The sequence below is a fragment of the Paracoccus liaowanqingii genome, from assembly GCF_004683865.2.
Classification (GTDB): Bacteria; Pseudomonadota; Alphaproteobacteria; order Rhodobacterales; family Rhodobacteraceae; genus Paracoccus; species Paracoccus liaowanqingii.
This window is the reverse complement of sequence record NZ_CP040765.1, coordinates 271185-296805: the sequence shown is the minus strand read 5'-3', so window position 1 is coordinate 296805 and position 25621 is coordinate 271185. Positions and strand designations below refer to the sequence as shown.

General features: G+C 66.6%; 24 protein-coding genes and 3 pseudogenes. 8 read left to right on the top strand and 19 right to left on the bottom strand.

From position 1 onward, the window contains the following. Window positions 1–46: 46 nt before the first annotated feature. The 8 genes from E4191_RS23510 to E4191_RS24025 form a co-directional block, all read right to left on the bottom strand. Window positions 47–832: a TIM barrel protein gene (locus E4191_RS23510; protein ID WP_139616673.1), complete on the bottom strand. Its 786-nt coding sequence runs from the start codon at window positions 830–832 to the stop codon at window positions 47–49. Window positions 833–841: 9 nt separating this feature from the next. After that, entirely contained in the window at window positions 842–1852 is a 1011-nt protein-coding gene (locus E4191_RS23505) for a Gfo/Idh/MocA family protein (RefSeq protein WP_139616672.1), read from the bottom strand. Window positions 1853–1861: 9 nt separating this feature from the next. Then, a complete protein-coding gene (locus E4191_RS23500; RefSeq protein ID WP_139616671.1) occupies window positions 1862–2758 on the bottom strand; it encodes a sugar phosphate isomerase/epimerase family protein in 897 nt (298 codons plus the stop codon). A gap of 13 nt (window positions 2759–2771) precedes the next feature. After that, the gene (locus E4191_RS23495) at window positions 2772–3791 is read right to left on the bottom strand and encodes an ABC transporter permease (protein ID WP_136886844.1); all 1020 of its coding nucleotides are present in this window, start codon (window positions 3789–3791) and stop codon (window positions 2772–2774) included. Between the two features lie 15 nt (window positions 3792–3806). Continuing rightward, window positions 3807–5336: a sugar ABC transporter ATP-binding protein gene (locus E4191_RS23490; RefSeq protein ID WP_139616670.1), complete on the bottom strand. Its 1530-nt coding sequence runs from the start codon at window positions 5334–5336 to the stop codon at window positions 3807–3809. A gap of 53 nt (window positions 5337–5389) precedes the next feature. Next, entirely contained in the window at window positions 5390–6313 is a 924-nt protein-coding gene (locus E4191_RS23485; RefSeq protein ID WP_136886869.1) for a sugar ABC transporter substrate-binding protein, read from the bottom strand. A gap of 240 nt (window positions 6314–6553) precedes the next feature. After that, window positions 6554–7591 (bottom strand): LacI family DNA-binding transcriptional regulator, encoded by a 1038-nt coding sequence (locus E4191_RS23480; protein ID WP_139616669.1) that lies wholly within the window; start codon window positions 7589–7591, stop codon window positions 6554–6556. Between the two features lie 72 nt (window positions 7592–7663). Then, on the bottom strand, window positions 7664–7825 hold the full coding sequence (locus tag E4191_RS24025; protein WP_176562855.1) for a hypothetical protein: 162 nt from the start codon (window positions 7823–7825) through the stop codon (window positions 7664–7666). Between the two features lie 283 nt (window positions 7826–8108). On the opposite strand from E4191_RS24025, the pseudogene E4191_RS24470 reads away from it, so the two are divergent. Both E4191_RS24470 and E4191_RS23470 read left to right on the top strand, forming a co-directional pair. Beyond that, window positions 8109–8699: pseudogene (locus E4191_RS24470) on the top strand (putative inorganic carbon transporter subunit DabA); the annotation flags it as partial. 191 nt (window positions 8700–8890) lie between these two features. Further along, window positions 8891–9022, top strand: a pseudogene (locus E4191_RS23470) (zinc-dependent alcohol dehydrogenase); the annotation flags it as partial. A gap of 29 nt (window positions 9023–9051) precedes the next feature. Here the strand turns inward: E4191_RS23470 and E4191_RS23465 are convergent. From E4191_RS23465 to E4191_RS23425, 9 genes and pseudogenes are all read right to left on the bottom strand, one after another. After that, a protein-coding gene (locus E4191_RS23465) for an IS630 family transposase (protein WP_135314351.1) occupies window positions 9052–10118 on the bottom strand; the annotation gives its coding sequence in 2 pieces (ribosomal slippage) (window positions 9052–9632 and window positions 9632–10118; 1068 coding nt in all). A 212-nt stretch (window positions 10119–10330) separates the two neighbouring features. Next, a pseudogene (locus E4191_RS24465) lies at window positions 10331–10558 on the bottom strand (ATP-binding protein); the annotation flags it as partial. Between the two features lie 69 nt (window positions 10559–10627). Beyond that, a complete protein-coding gene (locus tag E4191_RS23455) occupies window positions 10628–12019 on the bottom strand; it encodes a flagellar biosynthesis protein FlgA (protein ID WP_139616668.1) in 1392 nt (463 codons plus the stop codon). Between the two features lie 13 nt (window positions 12020–12032). Beyond that, a complete protein-coding gene (locus E4191_RS23450) occupies window positions 12033–13541 on the bottom strand; it encodes a tripartite tricarboxylate transporter permease (protein WP_139616667.1) in 1509 nt (502 codons plus the stop codon). A gap of 13 nt (window positions 13542–13554) precedes the next feature. Beyond that, window positions 13555–14070 (bottom strand): tripartite tricarboxylate transporter TctB family protein, encoded by a 516-nt coding sequence (locus E4191_RS23445; protein WP_139616666.1) that lies wholly within the window; start codon window positions 14068–14070, stop codon window positions 13555–13557. 87 nt (window positions 14071–14157) lie between these two features. Further along, the gene (locus E4191_RS23440) at window positions 14158–15156 is read right to left on the bottom strand and encodes a Bug family tripartite tricarboxylate transporter substrate binding protein (protein ID WP_176562878.1); all 999 of its coding nucleotides are present in this window, start codon (window positions 15154–15156) and stop codon (window positions 14158–14160) included. A 64-nt stretch (window positions 15157–15220) separates the two neighbouring features. Continuing rightward, complete coding sequence (locus E4191_RS23435; protein WP_139616665.1) at window positions 15221–16273, bottom strand: 4-hydroxythreonine-4-phosphate dehydrogenase PdxA; 1053 nt, start codon at window positions 16271–16273, stop codon at window positions 15221–15223. Between the two features lie 66 nt (window positions 16274–16339). Continuing rightward, on the bottom strand, window positions 16340–18058 hold the full coding sequence (locus E4191_RS23430; RefSeq protein WP_139616664.1) for a dihydroxyacetone kinase family protein: 1719 nt from the start codon (window positions 18056–18058) through the stop codon (window positions 16340–16342). Further along, window positions 18042–18998 carry a sugar phosphate isomerase/epimerase family protein gene (locus E4191_RS23425; RefSeq protein WP_139616663.1) on the bottom strand — a complete coding sequence of 319 codons (957 nt, stop codon included), beginning with the start codon at window positions 18996–18998 and terminating at the stop codon, window positions 18042–18044. The genes E4191_RS23430 and E4191_RS23425 overlap by 17 nt, the downstream gene beginning before the upstream one ends. A gap of 160 nt (window positions 18999–19158) precedes the next feature. On the opposite strand from E4191_RS23425, the gene E4191_RS23420 reads away from it, so the two are divergent. Next, window positions 19159–19854 (top strand): GntR family transcriptional regulator, encoded by a 696-nt coding sequence (locus tag E4191_RS23420; RefSeq protein WP_139616662.1) that lies wholly within the window; start codon window positions 19159–19161, stop codon window positions 19852–19854. Window positions 19855–19968: 114 nt separating this feature from the next. Here E4191_RS23420 and E4191_RS23415 read toward each other — a convergent pair whose 3' ends face one another. Then, on the bottom strand, window positions 19969–20997 hold the full coding sequence (locus tag E4191_RS23415; protein ID WP_139616661.1) for an L-idonate 5-dehydrogenase: 1029 nt from the start codon (window positions 20995–20997) through the stop codon (window positions 19969–19971). Next, window positions 20997–21947, bottom strand: a complete 951-nt coding sequence (locus tag E4191_RS23410; protein ID WP_139616660.1) for a 2-hydroxyacid dehydrogenase — start codon at window positions 21945–21947, stop codon at window positions 20997–20999. Before E4191_RS23410 ends, E4191_RS23415 begins: the two co-directional genes overlap by 1 nt. 109 nt (window positions 21948–22056) lie before the next feature. Here E4191_RS23410 and E4191_RS23405 point away from each other — a divergent pair, with 109 nt between their 5' ends. From E4191_RS23405 to E4191_RS23385, 5 genes are all read left to right on the top strand, one after another. Beyond that, window positions 22057–22812 (top strand): SDR family oxidoreductase, encoded by a 756-nt coding sequence (locus E4191_RS23405; protein ID WP_139616659.1) that lies wholly within the window; start codon window positions 22057–22059, stop codon window positions 22810–22812. Beyond that, the gene (locus E4191_RS23400; RefSeq protein ID WP_331459690.1) at window positions 22809–23306 is read left to right on the top strand and encodes a gluconokinase; all 498 of its coding nucleotides are present in this window, start codon (window positions 22809–22811) and stop codon (window positions 23304–23306) included. Before E4191_RS23405 ends, E4191_RS23400 begins: the two co-directional genes overlap by 4 nt. Further along, window positions 23303–24193: an NAD(P)-dependent oxidoreductase gene (locus E4191_RS23395; RefSeq protein WP_139616658.1), complete on the top strand. Its 891-nt coding sequence runs from the start codon at window positions 23303–23305 to the stop codon at window positions 24191–24193. Before E4191_RS23400 ends, E4191_RS23395 begins: the two co-directional genes overlap by 4 nt. Beyond that, window positions 24190–24528 (top strand): hypothetical protein, encoded by a 339-nt coding sequence (locus tag E4191_RS23390; protein WP_139616657.1) that lies wholly within the window; start codon window positions 24190–24192, stop codon window positions 24526–24528. Before E4191_RS23395 ends, E4191_RS23390 begins: the two co-directional genes overlap by 4 nt. 83 nt (window positions 24529–24611) lie before the next feature. Beyond that, window positions 24612–25607, top strand: coding sequence for a LacI family DNA-binding transcriptional regulator (locus E4191_RS23385; protein ID WP_139616710.1), 996 nt, complete (start codon window positions 24612–24614; stop codon window positions 25605–25607). Window positions 25608–25621: the final 14 nt, after the last annotated feature.

Genomic DNA, 25621 nt, shown 5'->3' with positions numbered 1-25621 from the left:
CACTCCTTCAGCGATTGTCGATGGGCGCGAACGCCCACCGTCCAGGTCAGGCCGCAGCCTGGATATGGCCGATGCTGTCCCTCAGCGCGGCTTCGGGATCGGCCGCATCATGCACCTCGGCCGCAAAAGGCTCGAAGCTGAAGGGGCCGTCATAACCCGCCTCCAGCAGCGCCTTGATCTGGGGCAGGTTCTCCAGCCGGTCATCCCCGTCCACCAGGACGCGATGCGCGTCCAGCATGTCTTCCACAGCGACATGCTGGTCCGTCACGCCCGAGATGTGCACAAGGCCGGTCCATTCGGGGAAGAACTCGGTCTCTCCGGCCAGATGATGGTGGAAAGTGTCGTGCATGAGCTTGTACGCGCCTTCCCCGTCAGCTGCCTTGATCGCCTCGATCGCAGTGGCCTTCCTGCGCAGGGACGAGACGGGAAAGCCCAAGGGCTCGACCAGTCCGGTCAGGCCGCGTTCCTGCAGGATCGGCTTCATCGCCTTCAGTGCCGCGACCAGGTCGTCGAAGGCGACCTCGGTCCCGTCGTTTAGCGGGCACATCACCACCGCGCGCGCCCCGCAGGCCTGGGCGTAGTCCGCTATGGCTACTGCGCGGTCGGGCAGATCACCCGACCAGACGTTGAAGGGATACAGTGCGTTGATCGAAAGAATGGTCACGCCCTGGCGCTCGGCTTCGGCGCGGACCTCGGCCGGGTCCATGCTGCCCATCACGTCGGGCAGGTCGTTGCGGATCTCGACCTCGGTCGCGCCAAGCCGGCGGGTCATGGCGAAAAATTCCGCCAGACCGAGTTTCGGCGCCGAGATATGGTTGATGGCAAAACGCATGGTGTGATCTCAGTCGTAAAGCGCCGGGCGGGCCGGCAGGGTGATGGGAATGATCTGGCCGGTCTTTTCCTGCGCCTCGACGCAGGCGTCCGAGCTGATGGCGGCAACATAGCCGTCCCAGCTGGACGGACCCGAAGCGGTGCCCTGCGAAGCGGCCTTGATAAAGTCTGTCAACTCGACGTCATAACTGTCGACGAAGCGGTCCTTCCAGTCGGTCATGATGGCGTTTTGCAGCGTGGCGTTCTTGCGCAGGGTGATGGCCATCGGCTCTGGGAGATTGGCCAGCCCCTCTTCGCCCACTACCTGGCACTGGATGTCATAGCCATAGCGGCAGTTCACGAAGATCTCGACATCGATGCGCACGCCCTTTGCGGTCTCCAACAGCACGATCTGCGGGTCTGCCAGCTGCGCATGGGCATGCGAGGACCCGCGCGGAAACACAACCTGGGCCGAGACGTAGTCGTCGTCCAGCAGCCAGCGGAACACGTCGATCTCGTGGATCAGCGTGTCGTGGATCGCCATCGGCGTCAGGTATTGGTCGGGCACGGTCGGGTTGCGGTGCGCGGCATGGACCATCAGCGGTGTGCCGATCTGGTTGTCCACGACCTCCTTCAGCATCCGGTAGCCCGCATCATAGCGGCGCATGAAGCCCACCTGGACCAGACGCTTGCCTGCTGCCACTTCGGCATCGACGATGCGCTTGGCGCCGTCCGCGGTCGTGGCCAGCGGCTTTTCGCAAAAGCAGGGCTTTCCGGCGGCGATGGCGGCCAGGACATAGGCCTCGTGGGTCGATCCGGTCGAACAGACCAGCACAGCATCCACTTCGGGAGCTGCGATCAGATCCTCGCCCTTGTCATAGACGGTGGCGTTGGGCGCCAGATCTGCCTGCACGGCCCGAGCCGCATCCGCATTGTAATCACTGAGGGCTACGATCTCTGCCCCCGCCAGCACCTGCGCAATGCGCCGTGTGTGGTCGCGGCCAATCATGCCGGTTCCGATGACACCGATCTTCAGGGTCATGTTGTCTTCCTATTTCCAGTATTTCGCGACGTATCGCTTGGTTTCGTCCAGCATGAAGCGGGCGCTGTCCTCGGCCCGGTCTTCCCACCCAAAGACACAGTTTGACAGCACGCCGTCGAACTTCATGTCGGCAAGGGTGGCAAAGAAGATGTCCCAATCGATCTCGCCCTGCCCGAAATCCAAATGCTGGTGCACGCGGACATTCGACCCCGGAGGGTTCACGACGTAGCGCAGTTGCGACGACTTGGTATGGTCATAGGTGTCCGCCAGGCGCACATGGACCAGAAAGCCCTCGGTCGCACGCAGGTTGGCAACCATGTCGGGTCCATAGAAGAAGGTGTGCGGCGCAATGAACGACGCGTTCACCGCCTTCGAGTTGATGGTCCTGATGATGTCCATCGCAGGCGCGATTTCTTCCAACCAGTCCTCGGGATGCGCCTCCAGCGACAGGATGAGACCCTCCCGCTCCAGGATCGGCACGAGAATGTCCATCGCGCGGAAGAATTGCATCTCGCAGGTTTCAGGACGATGCAGGCCGCTGCGGTCATTCAGGCTGCGGTCGGGGCTGCCGCCGCGACCAAATTCCGAGACGAACATCGGGCAGTCCATCTCGATCGCGATCTCGATGGCGCGTTTCCAGTTGTCGATCGCTGCTTCCCATTCGTCGGGATAGGGACTGGCCCACCGGTACATCGGCTGCAGCGTGGCAAGGCCAAGGCGGTGATCCTTCAGTGCCTTCTTGAACCCTGCAATCCGCTCGGGCCAGACCTTGGGCCGGGTCCACCACGACAGGAAATCCGGGCGGGGAGAAAGTTCGACATGGTCATAGCCCAGATCAGCGACCTTGCGGCAGGTATCCTCCAGGGACAGGTGTCGGATCATATGGGGGTCGAGCGTGTGTTTCATCTATGAGCCCCCGTCAGGTCTTCTTGACGCGCTTTTTCTGGCGTTGGGTGTCGATCACCACGGCGGCCACGATGATGACGCCCTTGATCATTTCCTGGTAATAGGCGTCCAGCCGCAGGAAGGTGAATCCCGAGATAATGACCCCAAAGATCACCATCCCGATGGACGTGCCCACTATAGAGCCGCGTCCCCCGGCCAGCGAAGTGCCGCCAATGACTGCCATGGCAATAGCGTCCAGCTCGTACATCATGCCCATGCCGGCCTGCGCGGTCTGGCCGCGCGCCGCGACCACGATCCCGGCCAGCGCGGCCAAGACGCCGGCCACCACATACAGCTTGACCAGATGCCGCTCGACGTCGATGCCCGAGACACGGGCGGCCTGCGGATTGGCCCCGATGGCATAGGTGTACTTGCCGTAGCGGGTGTATTTCATCGCCACGTGAAAGACCGCCGCCACGCCCAGGAAGATGAAGACCGGCATCATGCCCGATCCCAGACTTGCAAAGCTGTCGGTCGGGAAGCTGACCGGCTGGCCCTTGGTATACCATTTGGCAAAACCCCGCACCGCGACCATCATCCCAAGAGTGGCAATGAAGGGTGGGATCTTGGTATAGGCGATCAGCCAGCCGTTGATGAACCCCGCCACAGCCCCGCAGAAAAGCCCGATCAGCACCGGCACAATCACCGGCATGTCCGTCAGTGCCGGATAGACCGCCCGGGCGTAGTCGGCAGCCTGTGCGAAACTCATCGCAACCATAGCCACCGCACCCACGATGGACCCCGAGGACAGGTCGATCCCGCCCGAGATGATCACCTGCGTCACGCCTACCGCGATGATCCCGATAACCGAGACCTGCAGGATCATGATCTTGAGCCGTCCAATATTGCCCAGGAACGTTTGCCCCTGGAAGATCCAGCCCAGAATTTCGAAGATCAGGGCAATGCCGATCAGGACCAACAGAATGTTGATCTCGGACGGCAGCTTGCGGTGCGCCTTGGGCGCCGCGCGCTCATCGAATGTCTGTGTCGCCATGTCGGCGTTCCTCCCTTATTTCGCCGCCAGTTCCATGACACGCACCTGATCGGCCTCGGCGCGGTCCAGAAAGCCGCTGACGCGGCCCTCGTGCATCACCATGATGCGGTCCGACATCCCCAACACCTCGGGCAATTCCGACGAGATCATCAGGATGGCCACGCCTTCGGCGGCCAGCTGCGTGATCAGCCGGTGAATTTCCGATTTAGCCCCCACGTCGATGCCACGCGTGGGCTCGTCCAGGATCAGGATGCGCGGCTTTGTCAGCAGCCAGCGCGCGATCAGCAGCTTTTGCTGATTGCCCCCCGACAGGTTGGCGACGGTCTCGGCCAGGTTCGGGGTCTTGACGCGCAGCTTCGCGCAGAACTCCTCCGCCAGCCGGTTCACCTCGCGCTGGTTGACGAAGCCGCGATTGTCGACCTTGCCGCTGGACAGCAGCGCGATCTGGATGTTCTCGATGCAATCAAGGTTCAGGAAACATCCGGTTTCCTTGCGATCCTCGGTCAGGAAGGCCATCCCGTAACGCATGGCGACGGGCGGCGACTTGATGTTCACGACCTCGCCGTCAATCAGGATCTGCCCCCCGGTCGCGGGACGCACTCCGAAGACGGCCTCGGCCACATTCGACCGCCCCGACCCGACCAGGCCCGCCACCCCCAGGATCTCGCCCCGGCGCAGCGAGAAGCTGACATCGCGGAAGACGCCTGGCAGGGTCAGATCCCGAACCTCCAGGATCGTCTCGCCGATCTCGCAGTCGATCTTGGGGAACATGTCGGTGATCTCGCGGCCCACCATCATCTTGATGATCTGGTCGCGGGTAACATCGGCAGCGTCCACCGTTGCGATGTACTTGCCGTCGCGAAAGACGGTCAGCTCGTCGGCAATCTCGAACAGCTCGCTCATCTTGTGGGTGATGTAGACGATGCCCACACCCTTGGCGCGCAAATCACGGATGATGCGGAAGAGGTGCTCGACCTCGGTTTCGGTGATGGCGCTGGTCGGCTCGTCCATGATCAGCACATCGGACTTGTAGGACACCGCGCGCGCAATCTCGACCATCTGCTTCTGCGCGACGGTCAGGTCGCCCACCATGGCCAGCGGGTCCAGCCGGATGCCCAGATCGGCAAACAAGGCTTCGGTCATTCGTGTCATCTGCCCGTGGTCGATCAGCCGAAAGGAGGACTTCGGCTCGCGTCCGATCCAGATGTTCTCGGCGACCGTCATGGTGTTCATCAGGTTCAGTTCCTGATGGATCATCGCGATGCCCGAATTCAGCGCGTCCAGCGGTGTGCGGATGTTCAAGGGCCGCCCGGCAAAGCGCACCTCGCCCCGGTCGGGGGTGTAGACGCCGGCGATGATCTTCATCAGCGTGGACTTGCCCGCGCCGTTCTCGCCCATCAGGGCATGGACGGTGCCGGGCCTCAGTCTCAGTTGGACGTCGTCCAGCGCCACGACGCCCGGAAACTCCTTGCGGACATTGTCCACTTCCAGGATGTAGTCGCCCGCGTGGATGGCGCGCGCGGGCGCGTCTGCGTGATCAAGCATGGTGGATCCTCCCCAGGAACAGGCCGGGCCGGCAAGGCGGCCCGGCCAAGCGTTCAGTTCTGGTAGTCGGCCAGGTTCTCGGGCGTCACCAGTTCGAAGGGCACGAAGACCTTTTGTTCGACCTCTTCGCCGCGCGCCAGCTTCAGGGCCGCGTCGACGGCGCCCTCGCCCTGCCCCGCAGCGTTCTGGAAGACGGTCACGTCGAGATCACCTGCCTCCATCGCGGCCAGAGCATCGGCAGTAGCGTCAATGCCGCCCACGATGACCTCGTCCATCGCCACGCCGGAGGTTTTCAGTGCCTGGATCGCACCGATCGCCATCTCGTCATTGTTGGAAATCACGGCGTCGAATTCGATCCCCGCCGACAGCCAGTTGGTCATCAGGTCAGTGCCTTGGGTCCGCGACCACATGGCGGTCTGTTCCTCGACAATCTCGATGAAGCTGCACTCGTCGGTGGCAATCACATCCTTGATGTCCTGGGTGCGGATGCGGGCAGCCTGATTGGACAGTTCGCCCATCATGACGACTGCGCGGGCACCCTCGCCCTTGCCCTGTTCCTGCAGGAGCCGACAGATCTCCTGCGTCTGCAAAGTTCCCGACTCCAGCTCGTCCGAAGCGACGAAGGCCTGACCTTCGGGCAGTTCGTCCAGATTGACCGGCTGGCGGTTCACATAGACCAACGGGATGCCCGCCTCGGCGGCCAGATTGGACATGGCGATCGTGGCATCCGTGTCGACCGGATTGACGATGATCGCATCGACACCCGAGGCCACGAAGTTCTGGATCTGGTTCAGCTGGCGGCCCACGTCGTTCTGGGCATCCTCGATCTGCAGACTGACGTCGTCCAGCGTCGCAGCATAATCCTGCATACCGCCGCGCAGCACGGTCAGGAAATTGTCGTCGAACAGTGCCATCGACACACCGATGTTCTCGGCAGCGGCAGCAGAGCCCAGACTGGCCATCAGGGCCGTGGTCATCAGGAATTTCGTCACGTCGATCTCCTCCTCGAGTGGCGCATCGGCGCCGGTGTTGCCTGCAGGCAATAGGCATCCGGGCGCCCAAAGGCGCTGCAAACGGAGTGCTTGTGCAACAGGGGCGAGGGACCTCCACGTCCCCCCGCTGGACAGGAAGATGCCCAGAGTCAGGACAATCGGTCAACGATCATCACTGGCAAATAACATCAATGGTGATGCAAACGTGCCGCCTCGATGATGTAATTACCTCATCATATCGCTTTCTGGGGTCCAGACCTCGCAGGGCAGAAAGCGCTGGCCTGGAACCGGGGCCATGCCGTTCGTCTGGATTGACTGTGCCAAGCCGATCACTTGCCCGGCCACGTCGCGCATGGGTGTTGCCAGCACGATGCTGAGAACCCCGTCCTGCAGGCCCGCCTGCGAGTCGGGAGTCAACTCGTTCACGATCAGCACGACGCGGTGGCCCGCCTGCATCTCCCGAACGGCCTGGATCGCACCCTCCATCCCGCCGCCCGCCACGTAAAGGCCGGCCAGGTCGGGATGACGGGTCAGCAAGTTGATCGTCGCCTCATAGGTCAGTTGCCGGGTCTCCAGGTTGATCTGCGTGTCAAGCAGCTGAAACCCCGCCGCCTCGTCGCGGAAAAAGCTGCGAAACCCGGTCTCACGCAGTTCATGTCCGTGAAACCGCGAGCCGCCGATAAACAGCCCGACCTTGCCCTGCTGCACCGCCAGCTTCGAGATGAACCAGCCAGCAATGCGTCCCACCTTCAGGTTGTTCATTCCGAAATAGCTTTCGCGTACGCCCTGCGCGAAATCCGACAGCAGCGAAAAGACCGGCGTTCCCGCGTCGCGCAGCACCTGCACGGCTTGCGTCACCAGATGATGATCCTGACCGGTGGCGGCGATGGCATCGACCCGCCCTTTCAGGGACAGCAGCACCTCAGCCAGTTCGGAGGCCTGCGTTGTCTCAAGGAAGCGCGGAAGGATCTGCACCCTGCTTTCCGTGTTCGCGCGCGCTTGGCGTTCGAAGGTTGCCAACGCCTCCTGATAGAATTGATGGCGCGGCTTTTGCAGAACCACGCCAAGCCGCAGTTCGGGCCGGTCCGACAGCATCCGTTGCCGGATCACGTTTGCTGCGTGGTATCCGATCTCTTCGGCGGCTTGATGGACGCGCCGGACGGTTTCCTCGCGTACGTTGGGGCGGCCGTTCAGGACCCGATCGACGGTGGCAGTACTGACCCGGGCGGCCTGTGCCAGATCGGAGATTGTGGGTCGGGCCATGCTGTCCTGCCTTCTTGTTATGATGCGAACATATCATGCAGGCATCATCCCATCACAAGCCCTGATCCCGCGTCAGCAATTTTCGCGCATGTGGATGCGCCGGGGGGTGTGGCTGTCCTGCGGGGCCGCTCCGTTGCGGCCATAGACATGAGCGATGATCGCGACTGCTTGGTCGATCTCGGCGACGGGGTCCCGATCAATGCCGACATCCAAAACGGCCTGGCGCAGCAGCACGCGCCGGTCCGGGGGTCAGATCATGGGTGATCAGCACCACCTCGCCCGCCCGGTTCAGGCGGGTCAGCGCATCAGCCACGGGCAACGCCCCAACGGCGGCATTGTAGATGCCCCTGATCCCTGGATGGCACCGCAGCGCCTGCCACGCGATATCGCTAGCCAGATCGCCCCGGTCCAGGCTTTCGGTGACCTGCACGATCCAGCAGGCCGGATGGCGTTGCGCCAGCACCTGGCCGAACCCTTCGATCCGCTGGCCGTGGTCTATCATGCGGCGGCCCGCAACCGCACGGCGCGAGCGACCCGTCTGCCGGGGGGCACGCCTGCCGCGGTGGCCGCACGTGCGTCGAACTGGGCCGAGACGCGCCCTGAATGGGGCCTTGCGGGATGCGCCGCTTTCATCGCGGCGCCGCGCGGGATCGACCTCGGCGGGCGGGCCTTTCTGCACGGCTACGACCGCACGCAAGATCCCGACCATACTGTTCTGGGGTTGATCCTGACCGCGCCGGTCGTCGTCGCCAGCTAGATCAGCCTGCAATACTATGGGTCGACAGTGGCCCCACACCTGTTCGGGGGCGGCACCAAGCTGATCCACAATGTTACCGGCGGTATCGGCGTAGTCGAGGGCAACGGCGGGCGGTTGCGCCCCGGCCTGCCCTGGCAGGCGGTCCATGACGGCACGAGCTTTGCGCACGAGCCCCTGCGGCTGACCGTCATGCTGGACGCCCCCACGTCGGCCATCGACGAGATCCTCCGTCGCCACCCTGACGTGGCTCGCCTATTCGACAACGGCTGGCTGCATCTCTTCGCATTAGAGGATGACAAGATTAACGCCCGCTATCAAATTAGCGGGGGCTGGCGGAGGGAAATGATTTAAGGAGTTGAGCTCCCAACAGCGCTTTGCTGCGCCGGCGCTGGTCGCTTTGGCTCATGCGGTGTTTCAGACACGCACTTACGATGCCCTGCCGTAGACAATCCAAGACGAATGTTTGGGATTGATCCACCGAAAAGACAGCCAGGCCTGTTGCTGCGATCCTTGCTGAAACGGGCTGTCATGGAAATCGGACGATGGCGATGATGAAGGCAGCGGTATTTGTGGAACCCGGTCGGATTGTTCTTGACGACAAGCCGATACCGGATGTTGGCCCGCTCGATGCGCTGGTGTGCATCACCACGACCACGATCTGTGGGACGGATGTGCTGTCAACGGCGGCGTAATACCAACGGCCCTAAGCACTGACCCCTTTTGCGTATTCACGCGTGGCAATCGATCGGACGCGCTCGGGGTCGTTTGCGAAGGCGTTCCATGCGCTGCAGCATCGGTCGACAATGTCTGCGTAGGTGTCAAAGACGGTGATGGCGAGGCAGTTTGCGCGCAGATAGGCCCAGATGTTCTCAACCGGATTCAGCTCTGGCGCATAGGGCGGAAGCGTCACGATGGTGATGTTGTCGGGGATGCGCAGAGCGCTGGAGTTATGCCAGCCGGCGCCGTCCATCACGAGCACGGCATGGGCGCCCGACGCGACGGTTTTCGCGATTTCAGCGAGATGAGCGTTCATGGCCGAGGTATCGGCACGTGGCATGACAAGTGCCGCGGTCGTGGCGCGCGATGGACAGACGGCGCCGAAGATATAGGCCCATTTGTAGCGGGTGTCGCGCGGCGCACGAGGCCGGGTTCCGCACTCGGCCCAGGTCCGGGTGAGCGTCCCCTGTTGACCTACGCGTGCTTCATCCTGAAACCACACCTCCAATGGCTTCCCGTGCGCCGTCTCCGGCAGGGCGGCCTTTACCGTAGCGGCAAAGTTTTTTTAAATGCCTCCTGTGCCAACGGGTCGGATTTGGGGTGCTGTGGGCGCACTGAAAGGCGGCGGAAGCCAAGGGCTGCCAGCTGCTTGCCGACCGTCCGCTCGTGCATGACCACGCCGAAGCGATCTTCGATCTTGCGCTTGAGATCGACGCAGCGCCAGCGGACCACCCCATCGGCCTCAAGGTCAGGCCCTTCACGGACCATCCGGGCAAGTTCCGCTTTCTGCTCAGAGTTCAGGAGCGGCGTCGGGCCTGCCCAATACCGGTTCGACAGACCGGTGATCCCCTCGGCGTTGTAGCGATGAACCCAATCGCGCAGGGTCTGCCGGTCCATGCCGCAGGCCTCCGCCGCCGTCTTGCGATCCGCGCCCTCCAGAACAAGAGCGATCGCCAAAATCCGCCGCACCGCTTTTGCATCCTTTGTGCGCGCCGCCGCCGCCCGAAGCTCACTTGTCGACATATCCGTTCGAGTGATCTCAATCGCCATCAGAACCTCCATCTCTTGATGGCAATGATTCAGATTTTCAGGTCGAAGGGAATCCCGTGAGTCAGAGCTTAGGGCTGTTGGTATAAGAACCGGCTACGCGGCGGCGCAAAACCAGGCCAGTGGCGAGGCGCCAAGCGCCATGGCGCGCGCGCTCCCCAAATAGCTGGCGCGTGCCATGGCGCTTTGGCCCGCAGGGCCAATCTCGCAAGGTGCGATCAGGTGGTTGCCTCGGCCTTTCGGGCGCGGCTTTGTCCGAGCCGATAACCGTCGCCGTTCATCTCGAGAATATTGACGTGGTGGGTCAGTCGATCGAGCAATGCGCCGGTCAGGCGTTCGGTGTCGAAGGTTTCAGTCTATTCGTCGAATAGCGGGTTGCTGGTGATCATCGTGGAGCCGCGATCATATCACTGAGAGATGAGCTCGAACAAGAGCTCAAAGTCCGTGTCTACTGTCGCAGCTTTGCCGATTTTTGCGCGGACGAGAGCTGCAACCAGGCACCGCAGGCCTGACCGTCATGTCGGCGTCCAGTTGGTGACTTTGTCCTGCTGACGGCGCAACCGTAGCAGGTGGGACCCCTCGTCCAGATCGACATCGCCGCATAGGATCGGCTCGCCCGCGCGGACATCGCGTTGCAGGGAACGTCCGGCGGCGAGGTAGTAGGGGATCGGCGCATCGTCCGACAGGGCCTCGGCCGGGGTCATCCGGCCCGAGACATGGGCGATGCTGTGATGGTGGCCCTGCGCGGTCAGGATCGTGCCCGCGGACAGGTCAGCATCGGCGAAGGCGGTCAGGTCGATGACCGGGCGGGGCGCGGGGGCGCCCGACGAGGTGCCGTGCAGCGCGGCCTCGAACACGGTGGTCGCGGCCTCCAGCCCCAGCAGGTGGCGGGGCAGGCCGATCATCGCGGTGCGGCCGTCGCGGGCCACGACATGGCCCTTGCCCTGCAGCATCGCCCAGGTGTCGGGATCGTCGCAGGCGACGGTGACGAAGACGCCGCCCGCGAAGCTGGCCTCGCCGGGCAGGCGCAGGCAGTGGAACACGTCCAGCCGGTCCCGGCCCGCCAGCAGCCCGCCCTGGTCGGTCATCAGGTCCGCGACCTCGGGGATGCGGGCGATGGGCGCGTGCAGGTCGGCGCGGTCGGGCATCAGCCCGAGCGCGTTGGCGACCAGCGTCAACTCGCAAAGGTCGGGGACGGCGCGCTGCGGCAGGCGCGTGGCCAGCGCGGCGCGGGCTTGGGCTACCTGCGCCCAAGGGCGGTCGCGCGGCATCAGCCAGTCGGAGAGGCCGGGGGCGTCGATGGTGGTGCCGTTGCTGTCCAGCTGCCCGGTGGCGGGGTTGAAGACAAAATCGTATTCGCTGGACTTGCCCGCCGCGATGATCGTCAGGCCGATCACCTGCGCCCAGGTCGCCAGCCCGATCAGCAGGCTGGGCTGGTCGCCATCCACCGGGCTGACGACCAGGCCTCGCGCGCGGGCCAGCCGCGACAGGATCGGGCCCACGACACTGTCGGTTTCTTTGGTGACCATGACGACGTGAAGCCCGGCCTCGATCGACAGGAGGGCGTGGCGGGCGCCGGCCTCGGGGTCTCCGGTGGCCTCTAGCACGACATCCAGTGGTAGGTCGGCGACGACCGCCAGATCGGCGGCGGCGATCCAGCGGCCCGCCTGCCATGCTGCCTGCGCCTGGTCCGCGTCCGCGCAGGTGGCGATCATCGCCGGGTCGATCCCGGTCGAGACCAGCGCCGCCGCCGCCGTGGCGGCATCGCGGTCCACCGCCACGCGGCAGGACAGGCCCCGGACATGGCGGGCCTGCGCCAGATAGCTGCGCCCGAAGCCTCCGGTCCCCAGGATGGCGGTCTGGACCGTGCGGCTGTCACGGGCGGCGAAGTGGTGGTTCAGGTTCATCGGGTAGGTGTCCTCATTCGACGGGCATGCCGCGGCGGCGCAGGTGCAGCGCCAGGCCAAGCGTCTTGGGCACGATCAGCAGCGCCAGCGCGACGATCATGATGCCGGTGACCAGCGGGTTGGCGAAGAAGATGCCAAGCGAGCCGTCCGACAGCAGCATCGACTGGTGGAAGGCGTTCTCGGCCTTGTGGCCCAGGACCATGGCTAGGATCAGCGGCGCCAGCGGATAGTCCAGCTTGGTGAAGACGAACCCCACCAGGCCGAAGACCAGTACCAGCCACAGATCGAAGGTCGCGCCCGAGACGGTGTAGCCGCCGACAAAGCAGATCACGACGATCATCGGCCCGATGATGGTGAAGGGGATGCGCAGCAGCGCCGCGAACATCGGCACGGTGGCCAGCACCAGGATGACGCCCAGAAGGTTCGACACGTACATGCTGGCGATCAGGCCCCACACGAAATCGGGCTGGGTCGCGAACAGCATCGGACCGGGCGTCAGGCCCCAGATCATCAGACCGCCCATCATCACCGCCGCCGTGGCCGACGAGGGCACGCCAAGCGCCAGCATCGGCAGCATGGCGCAGGTGCCGGCGCTGTGATCCGCCGTCTCGGGGGCGACGATCCCCTCGGGGCGGCCGGTGCCGAAGGGCGCGCCCTTGCGGCTGGCCTGCCGCGCGACGCCATAGGACATGAAGCTGGCCGCCGTGGGCCCGCCCGGCGTGATGCCCATCCAGATGCCGATCAGGCCCGAGCGCAGGGTCGTGGCCCAGTATTTCGGCAGCTCGGCCAGGGTCTTGAGCACGTCGCGCAGGTCGATCTTGGACGAGACGCCACGGAAGCGCAGCCCCTCCTGCACGGTGGACAGCAGCTCTCCGATCCCGAAGAGGCCGATGACGACGACGAGGAAGCTAACCCCGCCCAGCAGGTCCGAGAAGCCGTAGGTCAGGCGGATCGAGCCGGTGACCGTGTCCATGCCGACCGAGGCCAGGATCAGGCCGGTGGTCAGCGAGACCAGCGTCTTGCCGGGCGAGGCGCTGCCCATGCCGATGAAGGCGGCGAAGGCCAGGAAATAGACCGCAAAATATTCCGGCGCGCCGAATTTCAGCGCGAATTGCGAGGCCCATCCGGCCAGCAGGGTGATGACCATGATGCCCATCAGCGCCCCCACCCCGGACGACACGAAGGCCAGCGTCAGCGCGCGGGTGGATTCGCCGTTCCGCGCCATCGGATAGCCGTCGAAGGTCGTGGCGACGGAGGATGGCTCTCCGGGGATGTTGAAGAGGATCGAGGTGGTCGAGCCGCCGAAAAGCGCCCCCCAGTACATCGAGGACAGCAGGATGATGGCCGAGGTCGGATCCAGCGCGAAGGTCAGCGGAATCAGCAGCGACACCCCGTTGGGCGCCCCCAGTCCCGGCAGCACGCCCACGACCAGCCCCATCAGGACGCCCGCCACCATCAGCATCAGATGCGTCGGGGTGATCGCGATGGAAAACCCGTGCATCAGCATGTCGAAATTGCCCATTGGTCGCGGCCCCCTAATAGATGCCCAGAAGCGGCTCGATCGGCCCCTTCAGCAGCGGAATCTGGAAGATCATCTCGAAGATCGCATAGAGGGTGACGGCGAAGGCCGCGCCCAGGCCCAGGCCCACCCACAGCCGGAATCCGCCCTGCTTCCACGCGCTCCAGCCGATATAGGCGGTGGCGGCGACATAGATGCCCATGACCAGCGTGCCGAGGACGAAGGCCGTCATCGCGCCGAAGAAGACCGCGATGCGGCGCAGGTTGGCCGCGGGCAGGAAGGGATCCTCGGGGTCGTCCAGCGGATCGGCGGGGGTGCGGGCGGCCTGGCGATGGGCCAGGACCGCGCGGGCCAGGTTCCACAGGCTGCCCGCGATCAGCACGATCGCCACCCAGAAGGGGAAATACCCCGCCTGCGGGCCGTGATCGCTCCATCCCACGCCCAGCTGGGCGGCGCCGAGGATGGCGGCCACGCCCAGCCCCCCGGTGACAAGTGCCGTGCCGATTTCGGCATGATATCGTTTGACGGTCATGGTCCCTCCCCTCCCGCAAGGGCCGGCGCCTGCGGCCCGCCCGTGGTGCCGGCAGCCGGGCGCGGGGCGCGGCTGCCGGTCCGGTCCTTACTGGGCCGCGGCCGCGACCCAGCCCTCGGCCTCGAAGACGGTAACCGTGGCGGCCTCGTTCTCGGCGATGAAGGCGTCCAGCTCGTCGCCGGTCAGCACGGCGGCGGTCTGCGAGGTCTTGGCCAGATAGTCCTGCCATTCGGGCGTCTCGGCCACGCGGGTCAGGGCGTCCTGGTAATAGGCTACCACCTCGGGGTCGGTGCCCGCGGGCAGCCAGACGGTGCGCGGCATCTGGTAGCGCTCGATGTCCAGCCCCTGTTCGGCGCAGGTGGGGATGTCGTGCCAGCCCATGTCGCCGCTGACGGGCGCGCTTTCCGCCATCCGCTGCGGAGAGAAGACGCAGAGCGGCCGGATCGCGCCCGCCTGCCACTGGCCAATGTTCTCGTTGGGGTTGTTGACGTTGGCGGCGATATGGCCGCCCGCCAGCTGCACGCCGACCTCGCCGCCGCCGTTGAAGGGGATGTACTTGAAGTCCGCCCCGGTGGTCTGTTCGATCAAGGCAACCAGCGTCTCGTCGGTGTCCTTGGACTGGCTGCCGCCAAAGACGATGCTGCCGGGTTCCGCCTTGGCGGCCTCGATCAGCTCCATCGGCGTCTGCCAGGGCGCGTCGGCCTTGACCCAGATCAGGAACTCGTCCAGCGCCAGGGCGGCGACGGGCTGCAGGTCCTCGACCGAATAGGCCAGCTGGGCCACATGCGGCAGCAGGTAGACGTTGTTAGTGCCGAAGATCAGCTTGTGCGGGTCGGCGGCGTTCTGGCGGGCATAGAGGAACGCCTCGGCGCCCGAGCCGCCGCCCTTGTTCAGCACGACCATGTTGCGGTCCACGATCTCGTTCCGAGTCATCGCGGACTGGATGGTGCGGGCGAAGTTGTCGGTGCCGCCTCCGGCGCCCGAGGCCACGACGAATTCGATCGGGCGGGCGGGCGCCCATTCTGCCAGGGCGGGGCTGGCAGCGCCGATGGCGGTGGCGGCGATCAGTGCGGATTTCAGGGTCATCTTGGGTCTCCTCCCTCAAGGTTGACCCGCGCCGCATGGCGCGGGTGTGTGATATGGCGGCCCCTTACTGGCCGGCCATGGCGGCATGGGTGTCGGCCCAGCCTGCGGGCAGCGCACGCGCCGGACCGCGATCGGGGTTCAGGCGGGCGAGATCGACTCCAAGGCGCGCGGCCATCAGCGTGGCGCCCGGATCAGCGCGCCCCTGCCCCGCGATGTCGAAGGCCGAGCCATGCGCCGGGGTGACGATCGGAAAGCCGTAGCCCGCGATCAGCGTGACGCCCCGGTCGAAGCCCATCAGCTTCATCGCGATCTGGCCCTGGTCGTGATACATGGTCAGGACCGCATCGAATTCGCCCCGGATGGCGCGCACGAAGACCGTGTCCGAGGGGATCGGGCCGGTGGCGTCGATGCCCTCGGCCACGGCCTGCGCCACGGCGGGGGCCAGGATCTCGTCATCCTCATGCCCGAAATTGCCGCCGTCGCCGGCATGGGGGTTCAGCGCCGCCACGCCGATCCGCGCGCCGGGCTTGCCGGCCCCGGCCATCACTTCGGCCGTCAGGCGCAGGCTGGACAGGATGCAGTCGGTGGTCAGCGCATCGGCCACCTCGCGCAGCGGAATGTGGCTGGTGACGCGGGCGTTCCAGACCTCGTCCAGCACGTTGAACTCCCGCCCGCTGCGGGGGGCGTTCAGGATGGCGTTGATGAAGCCGATCTCGTCGACATAGGAGGGGCGGGCCAGCCGCATCGAATGCTTGTTGAAGGGCGTGAACATGGCCGTGTCGGCGATGCCCGAGGCCGCCAGCTGCAGCACGCAGGCAAAGTTCTGCAGGCAGGCGACACCCGTGGCGGGGTCGGACCGGCCCAGCACCACCTGATCGGCGGGGCCGTTGGCCAGATCCAGGAGGACATGGCCCGCAGGCATGTCGGGCCCGACCTGATCCGCGCCGATCACCGGCAGGTCCAGCTGGACGCCCGCATGGCGCGCCCCCATCGCCAGGGTCGAGGCGCAGCCCACGACGATGATGTCATGGTCCGCCATCTCGGGGTGGCAGAGCAGTTTGGCGGCCAGTTCGGGGCCAACGCCCCCGGCATCCCCGATGGCAAGCGCGATGCGCATGGGCAGTCCTCCTGTCGGTCTGTGGTCATGGAGCGGCGCGGACCTGAAGGCCGCGCCGCAGGGATGTCAGTCGGGCGGGCCGCGGCGGGCCAGCATCTGCCCCACCACCCGCGCGCAGAGCGCCAGCGACACGGCGCCCGCATCGGGATGGCCAAAGCTTCGTTCGGCTAGGGGCCGCGCGCGGCCAAGCCGGGGGGACAGCGAGGCGGTCGCCTCGGCGGCCTCGGTCGCTACGCGGGCGGCGTCGGCCCAGGCCTGGGGCAGGGGAGCGTGCGCGGCGGTGCGTTCCAGCGTCTCGACGAAGGGGGCGAAGGCATCGACCAGGGTCTTGTCGCCCGGGGCGGCGCCGCCCAGCTGGGTGACGGCCGTCAGGCCTGCGCGCGCGCCTTGGGCGATGCGGGCGGCGTCGGGGGCCTGCCGGTCGCCCAGCACTTGGCCCCAGGCCCGCAGCGCCACGCCCCAGAGCGCGCCGGAGGTGCCGCCGGCGCGATCTGCCCAGGCATCGCCGGCCAGCGCCAGCACCGTGCCCGCGCCCGCGCCGTCGGACAGCGCCAGACGTGCGGCCTCGGCCGCGGCGGCGGAACCGCGCGCCATGCCCTGACCGTGATCCCCGTCGCCCGCGATGGCGTCGATCCGGCCCAGCTCGTCCTCGGCCTCGGCCAGGGCGCGGGCCAGTTCGGCGATCGCCTCGGCCATGCAAGGGGCGGCGGCGCGCGCGGCCTCCGAGCCCTGGGCGACGGCCGCCGCCTGGACGGTCTCGGTCGTCGCCGCGCGGCGGGCGCCCTCGGTCACCGAACCGCGGCGGAAGGCCGGGCTGTCGGCAGGCGCGCGCCACAGGGTTTCAAGCTGGTCGTCCAGCCACAGGATCGACAGGGAGCAGCCCTCCATGTCCAGGCTGGTGACGAATTCGCCCAGTTCCGGCGCGACCGGGGTCAGGCCGTGTTCGGCGAAAAGGCCGGTCAGATGGTGCCACAGCACGAACAGCTCCTCGGCGGCGGTGCGGCCCAGGCCGTTCAGCACCACGGCCACGCGCCCGTCATGGCCTGCGGGTCGTTCGGCCAGCAGCGGGTCCAGCAGCATCCGCGCCAGGTCGGCGGCGGGAACCAGGGACTGGGTCCGGATGCCCGGCTCCCCGTGGATGCCCAGGCCCTGGGCGACTTGGCCCGGATCAACGGTGAACAGCGGCGCGACGTGACCCGGCAGGGTGCAGCCGTCGAAGGCCAGCCCGAAGGACACAGTGGCACGGTTGGCGCGCAGGGCCGCCTCCATCACCGCGTCCAGATCCAGGCCCGCCTCGGCGGCGGCGCCGGCGATCTTGAAGACCAGCAGGTCGCCCGCCACGCCGCGCCGGCGCGCGCGGTCATCGGCGGCGGCGCTGGCCACGTCGTCGGTGACGGCCAGGATGCGGGCGGGGATGCCTTCGGCCCGCAGCCGTTCGGCGGCGGCGCCGAAATTCAGCACGTCGCCCGCATAGTTGCCAAAGCCCAGGATCACGCCGCCCCCGGCCTCGGCGGCGCGCGCCACCCCGGCGATGGCGCTGGTCGAGGGCGAGGCGAAGACATCGCCCGCCACCGCCGCATCGGCCAGGCCCGCGCCGACATAGCCCAGGAAGGCCGGGTAGTGGCCCGACCCGCCGCCCACGACCAGTGCGACCTTGCCCGGCGCGCTGGCCGTGGCGCGGATCGCGCCATGGGGGACGGGCAGGACGCGATCGGCATGGGCCGCGCAGAAGCCCGCAAGTGCGGTGGCGGCGAAATCTTCTGGGCGGTCAAGGACGGAGGTCATCGCGGGCCTTTCTCTGCGACAGGATGCTGCGGATATAGTCCCGGTTCAGGGCGCAGACCGCCAGCCCGTCGCCGCCGTAATGTTCGACCAGGAACGGGCTGGCGAAACCTAGGTCCAGCGCCCGCTCGATCGTCGCGCGCCAGTTGATCGTGCCGCCCAGCAGAGGTGCCGGATGAGTCATGGTGACGCCCGAGGGGTCCTCGATCCGGTAGTAGTTCTTGACATGCCAGTAGCCGGCATGGGGCGCGCACAGCTCGATCATCTCGGCCCAGGGCTCGACGGGGCGGTGCAGGCGGATGAGGTTGCCGATATCGACGTTCAGCCGGACCGAGGGGTGGTCGACGTCGGTCAGAAAGCGCACCGCCTCGCGCGCGGTGCCCAGATAGCTGTCCTCGTACATCTCGAGCGCGATCGAGACGCCGCAAGTCTCGGCATGGCGGGCTAGGTCGCGGATGCGGGTCACCGCGCGGCTGCGGGTGTCGGCATCGTCGGGGACGGGCGCCCCGGCCTCGGTCCAGAACCACAGTGCTTTCTGCTGCGCCTCGGTCAGCGGACCGAACAGGCCAAAGCTGACATGGCCAATGCCCAGGTCGGCGGCGCAGTCGATGACGCGGTGGGAATAGGCCAAGTGATCGTCGCCCTGCACCGAGTCGATCACGCTGCGCCGCGAGGTCGAGATGGCGGGGACCGTCAGGCCCAGATCGGCGCAGATCGCGGTGAATTCGGCCCGCCGCGCCGGGGTCAGGTCCGCCACCCGCAGCCAGGAATCGGTCGGATCGACCGCGTCGAAGCCCGCCAGCGCGACCTGATGCAGATCACCCGCCCAGACCCGGGCATCGGCGTCCTGCACCACCGTGCCGTCGCGCTGCCGTCCCGGGAACGGGATCATCGCCGCGGCGATCGGCCAAGCCTGGGGCGTCCAGTGCAATGTGCCGGTCATCGATCCCTCCCCGAATCAGGTTCTGTCCCTTGTGCGATCTTGCTAGCACGACGAAAACACCGTATCAATAATTCTGTATACAGCACACAGAGGGCAGCATTGACTTGCCGATCCCGGGGCAATAGCCAGACGGGACAGGGGGTCGATGAAGGGATCGGACATGGCGCAGATCGATTTGTCGGATCCGGCCGAGCAGCGCATCGAGCGGCTGCCGCTGCACGAGGCCATCCTGATCCGCCTGCGCGACATGATCATCGAGGGGCATCTACCCCCCGGCGCGCGCCTGAACGAGGGCCAGATCGGGTTGCAGCTGGGCGTGTCCCGCACGCCCCTGCGCGAGGCGATCAAGTACCTGGCCAGCGAGGGGCTGGTCGAGCTGGTTCCAAGCCGGGGCGCGGTCGTCAAGAGCTTCGGCGCCAAGGAGGTCCATGACATGCTGGAGGTGATCCGCATGCTGGAACAGCAGGCGGGGGCGCTGGCCTGCCGGCTGGCCGACGACCGAGGCATCGCCCGCATCCGCGCCCTGCATGACGAGATGCTGGCCCACTACGCGCGCCGCGACCGGCTGGCCTATTACAAGGTCAACCAGGCAATCCATACCGGGATCGTCGCGCTGGCCGACAATGTCGCCCTGTCCGAGGTGCATGCCCGGTTGCAGACCCGGCTCAAGCGCGTCCGCTTCATCGGCCATGAGGGGGCCGAGAAATGGGCCAGCGCCGTGGCCGAGCACGAAGAGATGATCGCCGCGCTTGAATCGCGCGATCCCGACCGGCTGGCCGAGATTCTGGGGCGGCATCTGAGCCTGGCGTGGGAACGGGTGCGCGACGACATCCCCGGGGCGCCCGAGGCTGACTGACGGTCAACGAAGCTCTCCCCGGATGCACCGGGCTTCCGTTTCGTCATTGAGATCAGTACCTCGTCAATCGCCAGAGTTTAGCGACAGGTCCGACCTCCTGCGCCCAATTCTCGTTTAGAAGGCAATCTGCACCTTCATGGCACGGCTCCGATCCGAGGCCAAAGCGAACCCCTCGGCCGCGCGGTCCAGTGGTAGGGTGTGGCTGATCAGCGGGGACACGTCGACCAGGCCTTGCCGCATCAGGGCGACGCCGGTGGCGAACTCTTCGTGGAAGCGGAAGCTGCCTCGCAGATCCAGTTCCTTCGCAGTAAGCATCATCATCGGCAGACTCATGTCGCCGCCCAGACCCAGTTGCAGCACGATGCCGCGGGGGCGCATCGCAGCGATCCCCGCCACCAGCGCGGGCTGCGCCCCGGTGCATTCGTAAAGTACGTCGAAATGGCCCTTGTTGGCGGCAAAGCCCGCCAGACCGTCGGGATCGGTCTTGAGGTTCACAATCTGATCCGCACCGACCCGGCGGGCGAGATCCAGCGTGTAGTCCGACAGATCTGCGGCCACGACCTCAGCCGCCCCCGCGCGCCGCGCCGACAGGATCGACAGCAGGCCGATCGGTCCGCAGCCTGTCACCAGCACCCGCGCGCCCAGCATGTCACCCGCGCGCTTGGTAGCATGCAGGGTGACCGCCAGGGGTTCGGCCATGGCCGCCTGTCCCGGCGTCAGCCCGGTCGCGTCCACGCATTGCGCGGCATCTGCCACCAGCAATTCCCGAAATGCGCCCTGCACATGCGGGAACGGCATGGCCGAGCCATAGAACCGCATGTTCAGGCAATGGTTCGGCAGTCCTTTATGGCAGAACCGGCAATCCCCGCAGGGCCGCGAGGGCGATACGGCGACCAGCTGGCCGGGCGCGAACCCAGTCACGCCTTCACCCAAAGCCTCGACATGGGCGGAGACCTCGTGGCCGAGGATCATCGGTTCCTTCAGTCGGATAGCGCCAAAGCCGCCATGGTTGACGTAATGCAGGTCGGACCCGCAGATCCCCCCCACGGCCAGGCGCAGCAACAGCTGGTCCGGGCCGGGGGTCGGGTCGGGTCGATCCTCAATGCGCAGATCGTGGGCGGCGTGAATGACAAGTGCGCGCATCACAGCACCGCCGTGGGCAGCGGTTGGCCCGCGAAATGCGCCGTCAGATTGTCGCGCAGCAGTTGGCCCATGGCCTGCCGTGTTTCATACGTGCCCGAGGCGTGGTGCGGCTGCAGCAGCACGTTCTTCAACGCCAGAAAGCGGGGGTTCAGCGCCGGTTCGCCCTCGAACACATCCAGCGCAGCAGAGCCAAGGCGGCCCGCCTCCAGCGCATCCAGCAAGGCAGTTTCGTCAATGTTCGATGCGCGCGAGATGTTGACCAACATACCTTCGGGGCCAAGCGCCTCGATCACCTCGCGGCCCACGATATGGCGCGTGGCGGCGGATGCGGCCAGCGTCACGAAGAGCACGTCGGATTGCGCGGCCAAGGCCACCGGGTCGGCCACAAACTGCCAGTCGGGATGAGCGTGATTGCGGGGCGAGACCTCGCCATAGCTGATCTGCATGTCGAAGCCCTGCAAGCGCTTAGCGACCTCGAACCCGATCCGGCCGAGGCCCAGAATGCCCGCTCGCTTGCCCCAGACCCTGCGCTGCAGCGGGTACAGACCCTTTTCCGCCCAGGACCCGTCGCGGACCCACCGCTCGGCCCCGATCATGCCGCGTGATTGCACGAGCATCATCGCCACCCCCAGGTCGGCAACATCCGCGGTCAGCACGTCAGGCGTGTTCGTCACCCGGATGCCGCGCGCCCGACACGCCTCCAGATCGACGGCATCGAAGCCCACGCCGTAGACGCTGATCACCTCGAGTTGCGGACAGGCGGCGATCATCGCCGCATCTGCACCCAACTCGCCGCGGGTGGCAATCGCCCGGACATGAGGGCCATGCTCGGCCAGGAAGGCCGCCCTATCATCAGCCTCGAACAGGCGATGCACGGTGAACTGGGCGTCCAGCGGATCCTGATCCCATGCGGGATAGGGGCCGGTCTGCAGGATTTCGGGACGGGACATGGTTCCTCCGGGCGGAATGGCTTGACAGTGTTTGGTATCGATACCATAACCGTTTGACGCCCTTGCTGTCGAGAGACAATTGTCAGGCGTAGGGACAACGGAGGACATCATGAGCCACCCACTTTTCGACCTGACCGGACGCCGGGCGCTGATCACCGGGTCATCCCAGGGCATCGGCCTGGCCCTGGCGAACGGTCTGGCCGAGGCGGGTGCGCAGGTGGTGCTGAACGGGCGCGATGCCGCGAAGCTGGCGCAGGCCGCGGACCGGATCCCGGGCGCGCAGGTGCTGGCCTTCGACGTGACCGACCATGCGGGCGTGCGCGCGGCCGTGGACGGCTTCGAGGCGGAGCACGGCGCCATCGACATCCTGGTGAACAACGCCGGCATGCAGTTCCGCGCGCCGCTGGAGGAGTTTCCCGCGGACGCCTTCCAGCAGCTGCTGCAGACCAACGTGGCCTCGGTCTTCAATGTCGGTCAGGCGGTGGCGCGGCACATGATCGGACGCGGCGCGGGGCGGATCGTCAACATCGCCAGCGTGCAGACGGCCCTCGCGCGGCCCTCGATCGCGCCCTACACGGCGACGAAGGGCGCGGTGGGCAACCTGACCAAGGGCATGGCCACCGATTGGGCGCGCCACGGATTGACCTGCAACGCCATCGCGCCGGGCTATTTCGACACGCCGCTGAACGCCGCGCTGGTGGCCGATCCCGAATTCACCACCTGGCTGGAGAAGCGCACCCCCGCCGGACGGTGGGGCCGGGTCGAGGAGCTGGTCGGCGCCTGCGTGTTCCTGGCCTCGGACGCGTCCAGCTTCGTAAACGGGCACGTGCTCTATGTCGACGGCGGCATCACGGCGTCGCTGTGACCCTGCGCGTCGTGATCATGGGGGTCAGCGGGACCGGCAAGACCAGCGTCGGGCAGGCGCTGTCGGAGCGGTTGGGCATCCCCTATCTGGACGGCGACGACCTGCATCCGGCGGCGAACGTGGACAGGATGGCGGCGGGTATTCCCCTGACCGACGCGGACCGCTGGCCCTGGCTGGACCGGGTGGCCGCGATGCTGGACGGCCGCGCGCCGGTCATCATCGGCTGTTCCGCCCTGCGCCGCGCCTATCGGGACCGCCTGCGCGCGGGCGCCGGGGGGCCGCTGCGCTTTCTGCACCTGACCGGCCCGCGCGCGGTCATCGCCGCCCGCATGGCCGGGCGCGCGGGGCATTACATGCCGCCTGCCCTCCTGGACAGCCAGCTGGCGACGCTGGAGGTCCCCTCCGCCGACGAGGCCATACCCCTCGACATCACGCAACCGCTGGAGACGCTGGTCGAGGCCGCCGCCGCAGCCCTGCAAGGAAAATCCACATGACTCTGACCATTGCCCTGATCGGCGCTGGCGCCATGGGCGGCGCCATTGGCGCACGGCTGGCGTCGACCGGCACCGCCTTGCGCGTCTTCGACATGAACCCTGCGGCAATGGAGCCTTTGACCGCACTTGGCGCCATCGCGACCCGCAGCGCCGCCGAGGCCGCGCAGGGGGCTCGGGCCGTCATCCTGTCGCTGAACGCGCCCCGCATCGTACGCGCGGCAGTCTTCGGCTCCGGCGGCGTGGCCGAGGGAGCGGCGTCGGGCACGCTGATCATCGACATGTCCTCGATCGACCCCACGGCGACGCAAGCGCTCGCCCATGACGCGGCGGAACTGGGGTTGCGATGGGTGGACAGCCCCTTGTCGGGCGGGGCGCCCAAGGCCGCGACCGGCCATCTGACCCTGATGCAGGGCGGCGCCGAGGCCGATGTGGCCGAGGCGCAGCAGGTGCTGGCGCAGGTCGCCTCGAACCAGACGCGGATGGGCGATGCCGGGGCGGGCCAGACGACCAAGCTGATCAATCAGGTCCTGTGCGGACTGAACTTCCTGGCCGTGGCCGAGGCGACCGCCTTGGCCAAAGCGGCCGGTGTCGATGCCGCCCGCATTCCCGCAGCCCTGGCGGGCGGTCGCGCCGACAGTGCCATCCTGCAGGAATACATGCCCCGCTTTGCCGCGCGCGACTACCGCCCCACGGGCCGGATCGACAACATGGTCAAGGACCTGAACGGCGCGCAGGATCTGGCACGGCTGACCCATACCCCGATGCCCCTGACCGCACTGTGCGCCGAGGTGCATCGCCTGCTGACCGCCCAAGGGTTGGGCGATCAGGATCAGGCCGCGCTGATGGAGTTCTTTCCCAACCCGCTTGCCAAGGAGGCCAGCCGATGATCACACGTTTCGCCCTGTTCGAGGGCCGCATCCACGACGGTCAGGAGGACGCCTTCCGCCAGGCGATCCTGTCTCAGGTCCTGCCGGAATGGAACGCTTTCCCCGGCGCGCTGGCCGTGCGCGTCAACTTTGCTCAATCCCGCGACGAGGGCGCGCCCGAGATCCCGATGATCCTGGCGATCAGCTATCCCGATCTGGAGACGGTCGAGGCCGCCTTGGCCAGCCCCGTGCGTGCGCGTGCCAAAGCCGCTACCGAGGCGGTCCTGGCGCAGTATTTCGAGGGGCGCATACACCATCACGTCACGGCCGCGCATGATCACGATCTGACCGCTTGAATTGACCGTATCGATCCTGTCCTAGTGGACGGGATCGATACCATCCTTGGAAAGCCCCGCCCGTGCCCCGCCGCGCCCCCACCATGATCGACATCGCCCGGCTGGCCGGGGTGTCGCCGATGACCGTGAGCCGCGCCTTCAAGGCCGACGGCACGGTGAGCGAGGCAACTCAGGCGGCGGTGATGAAGGCGGCCGAGGATCTGGGTTATGTCTTCGACAGCACCGCATCCGCCCTGCGCTCGCAGCGGTCGGACTTCGTGGCGGTGACCATTCCCTCGATCAACAACGCCAACTTTGCCGATACGGTGCGCGGGCTGTCGGATGGTCTGCGCGCGCGAGGGCTGCAAATCCTGCTAGGCTATACCGATTACGACGTGCAGGCCGAGGAAACGCTGATCGCGCAACTGCTGCGGCGTCGCCCTGAGGCGATGGTCGTCACCGGCGGTACCCATACCGACCGCAGCCGCGCGTTGCTGGACAAGGCCGCCATTCCGGTGATCGAGATCTGGGACCTGCCCGACCGGCCCATCGGCCATGTGGTGGGTTTCTCCAATGCCGCCGCCATGGGAACGCTGGTCGATCATCTGGTCTCCCAGGGGCGCAGGCGGATCGCCTTCATCGGGGGCGATGCCGCCCGCGACACACGCGGCACGGACCGGCGGCGAGGCTTCGTGGCGGCAATGCAACGGCACGGGCTGGACACCACGCGCCTGATTGATGCAGGACCGCCGCCGATTTCCATGGCCGAGGGGGCGGCAGCGATGGCCGATCTGCTGGCCCGCCTGCCCGATACGGATGCTGTCGTCTGCGTGTCCGACCTGTCGGCGTTCGGCGCGTTGACGGAATGTCAGCGACAGGGGGTCGATGTGCCGGGCCGGGTGGCCATCGCGGGCTTTGGCGATTACGAGATCGCGGCCATCTGCGTGCCGCCGCTGACCACGATCGATCCGTTTCCCCGCCGCATCGGGTCCGATGCCGCATCCCTGATCCTGCAGGCGCTGGACGGCACACTGTCCCAGCCCGCCACAATACGCATCGCCCCCGAATTGCTGACGCGGGCCAGCAGTTCGGGGGCGTAGGGCAACCGGTCCTC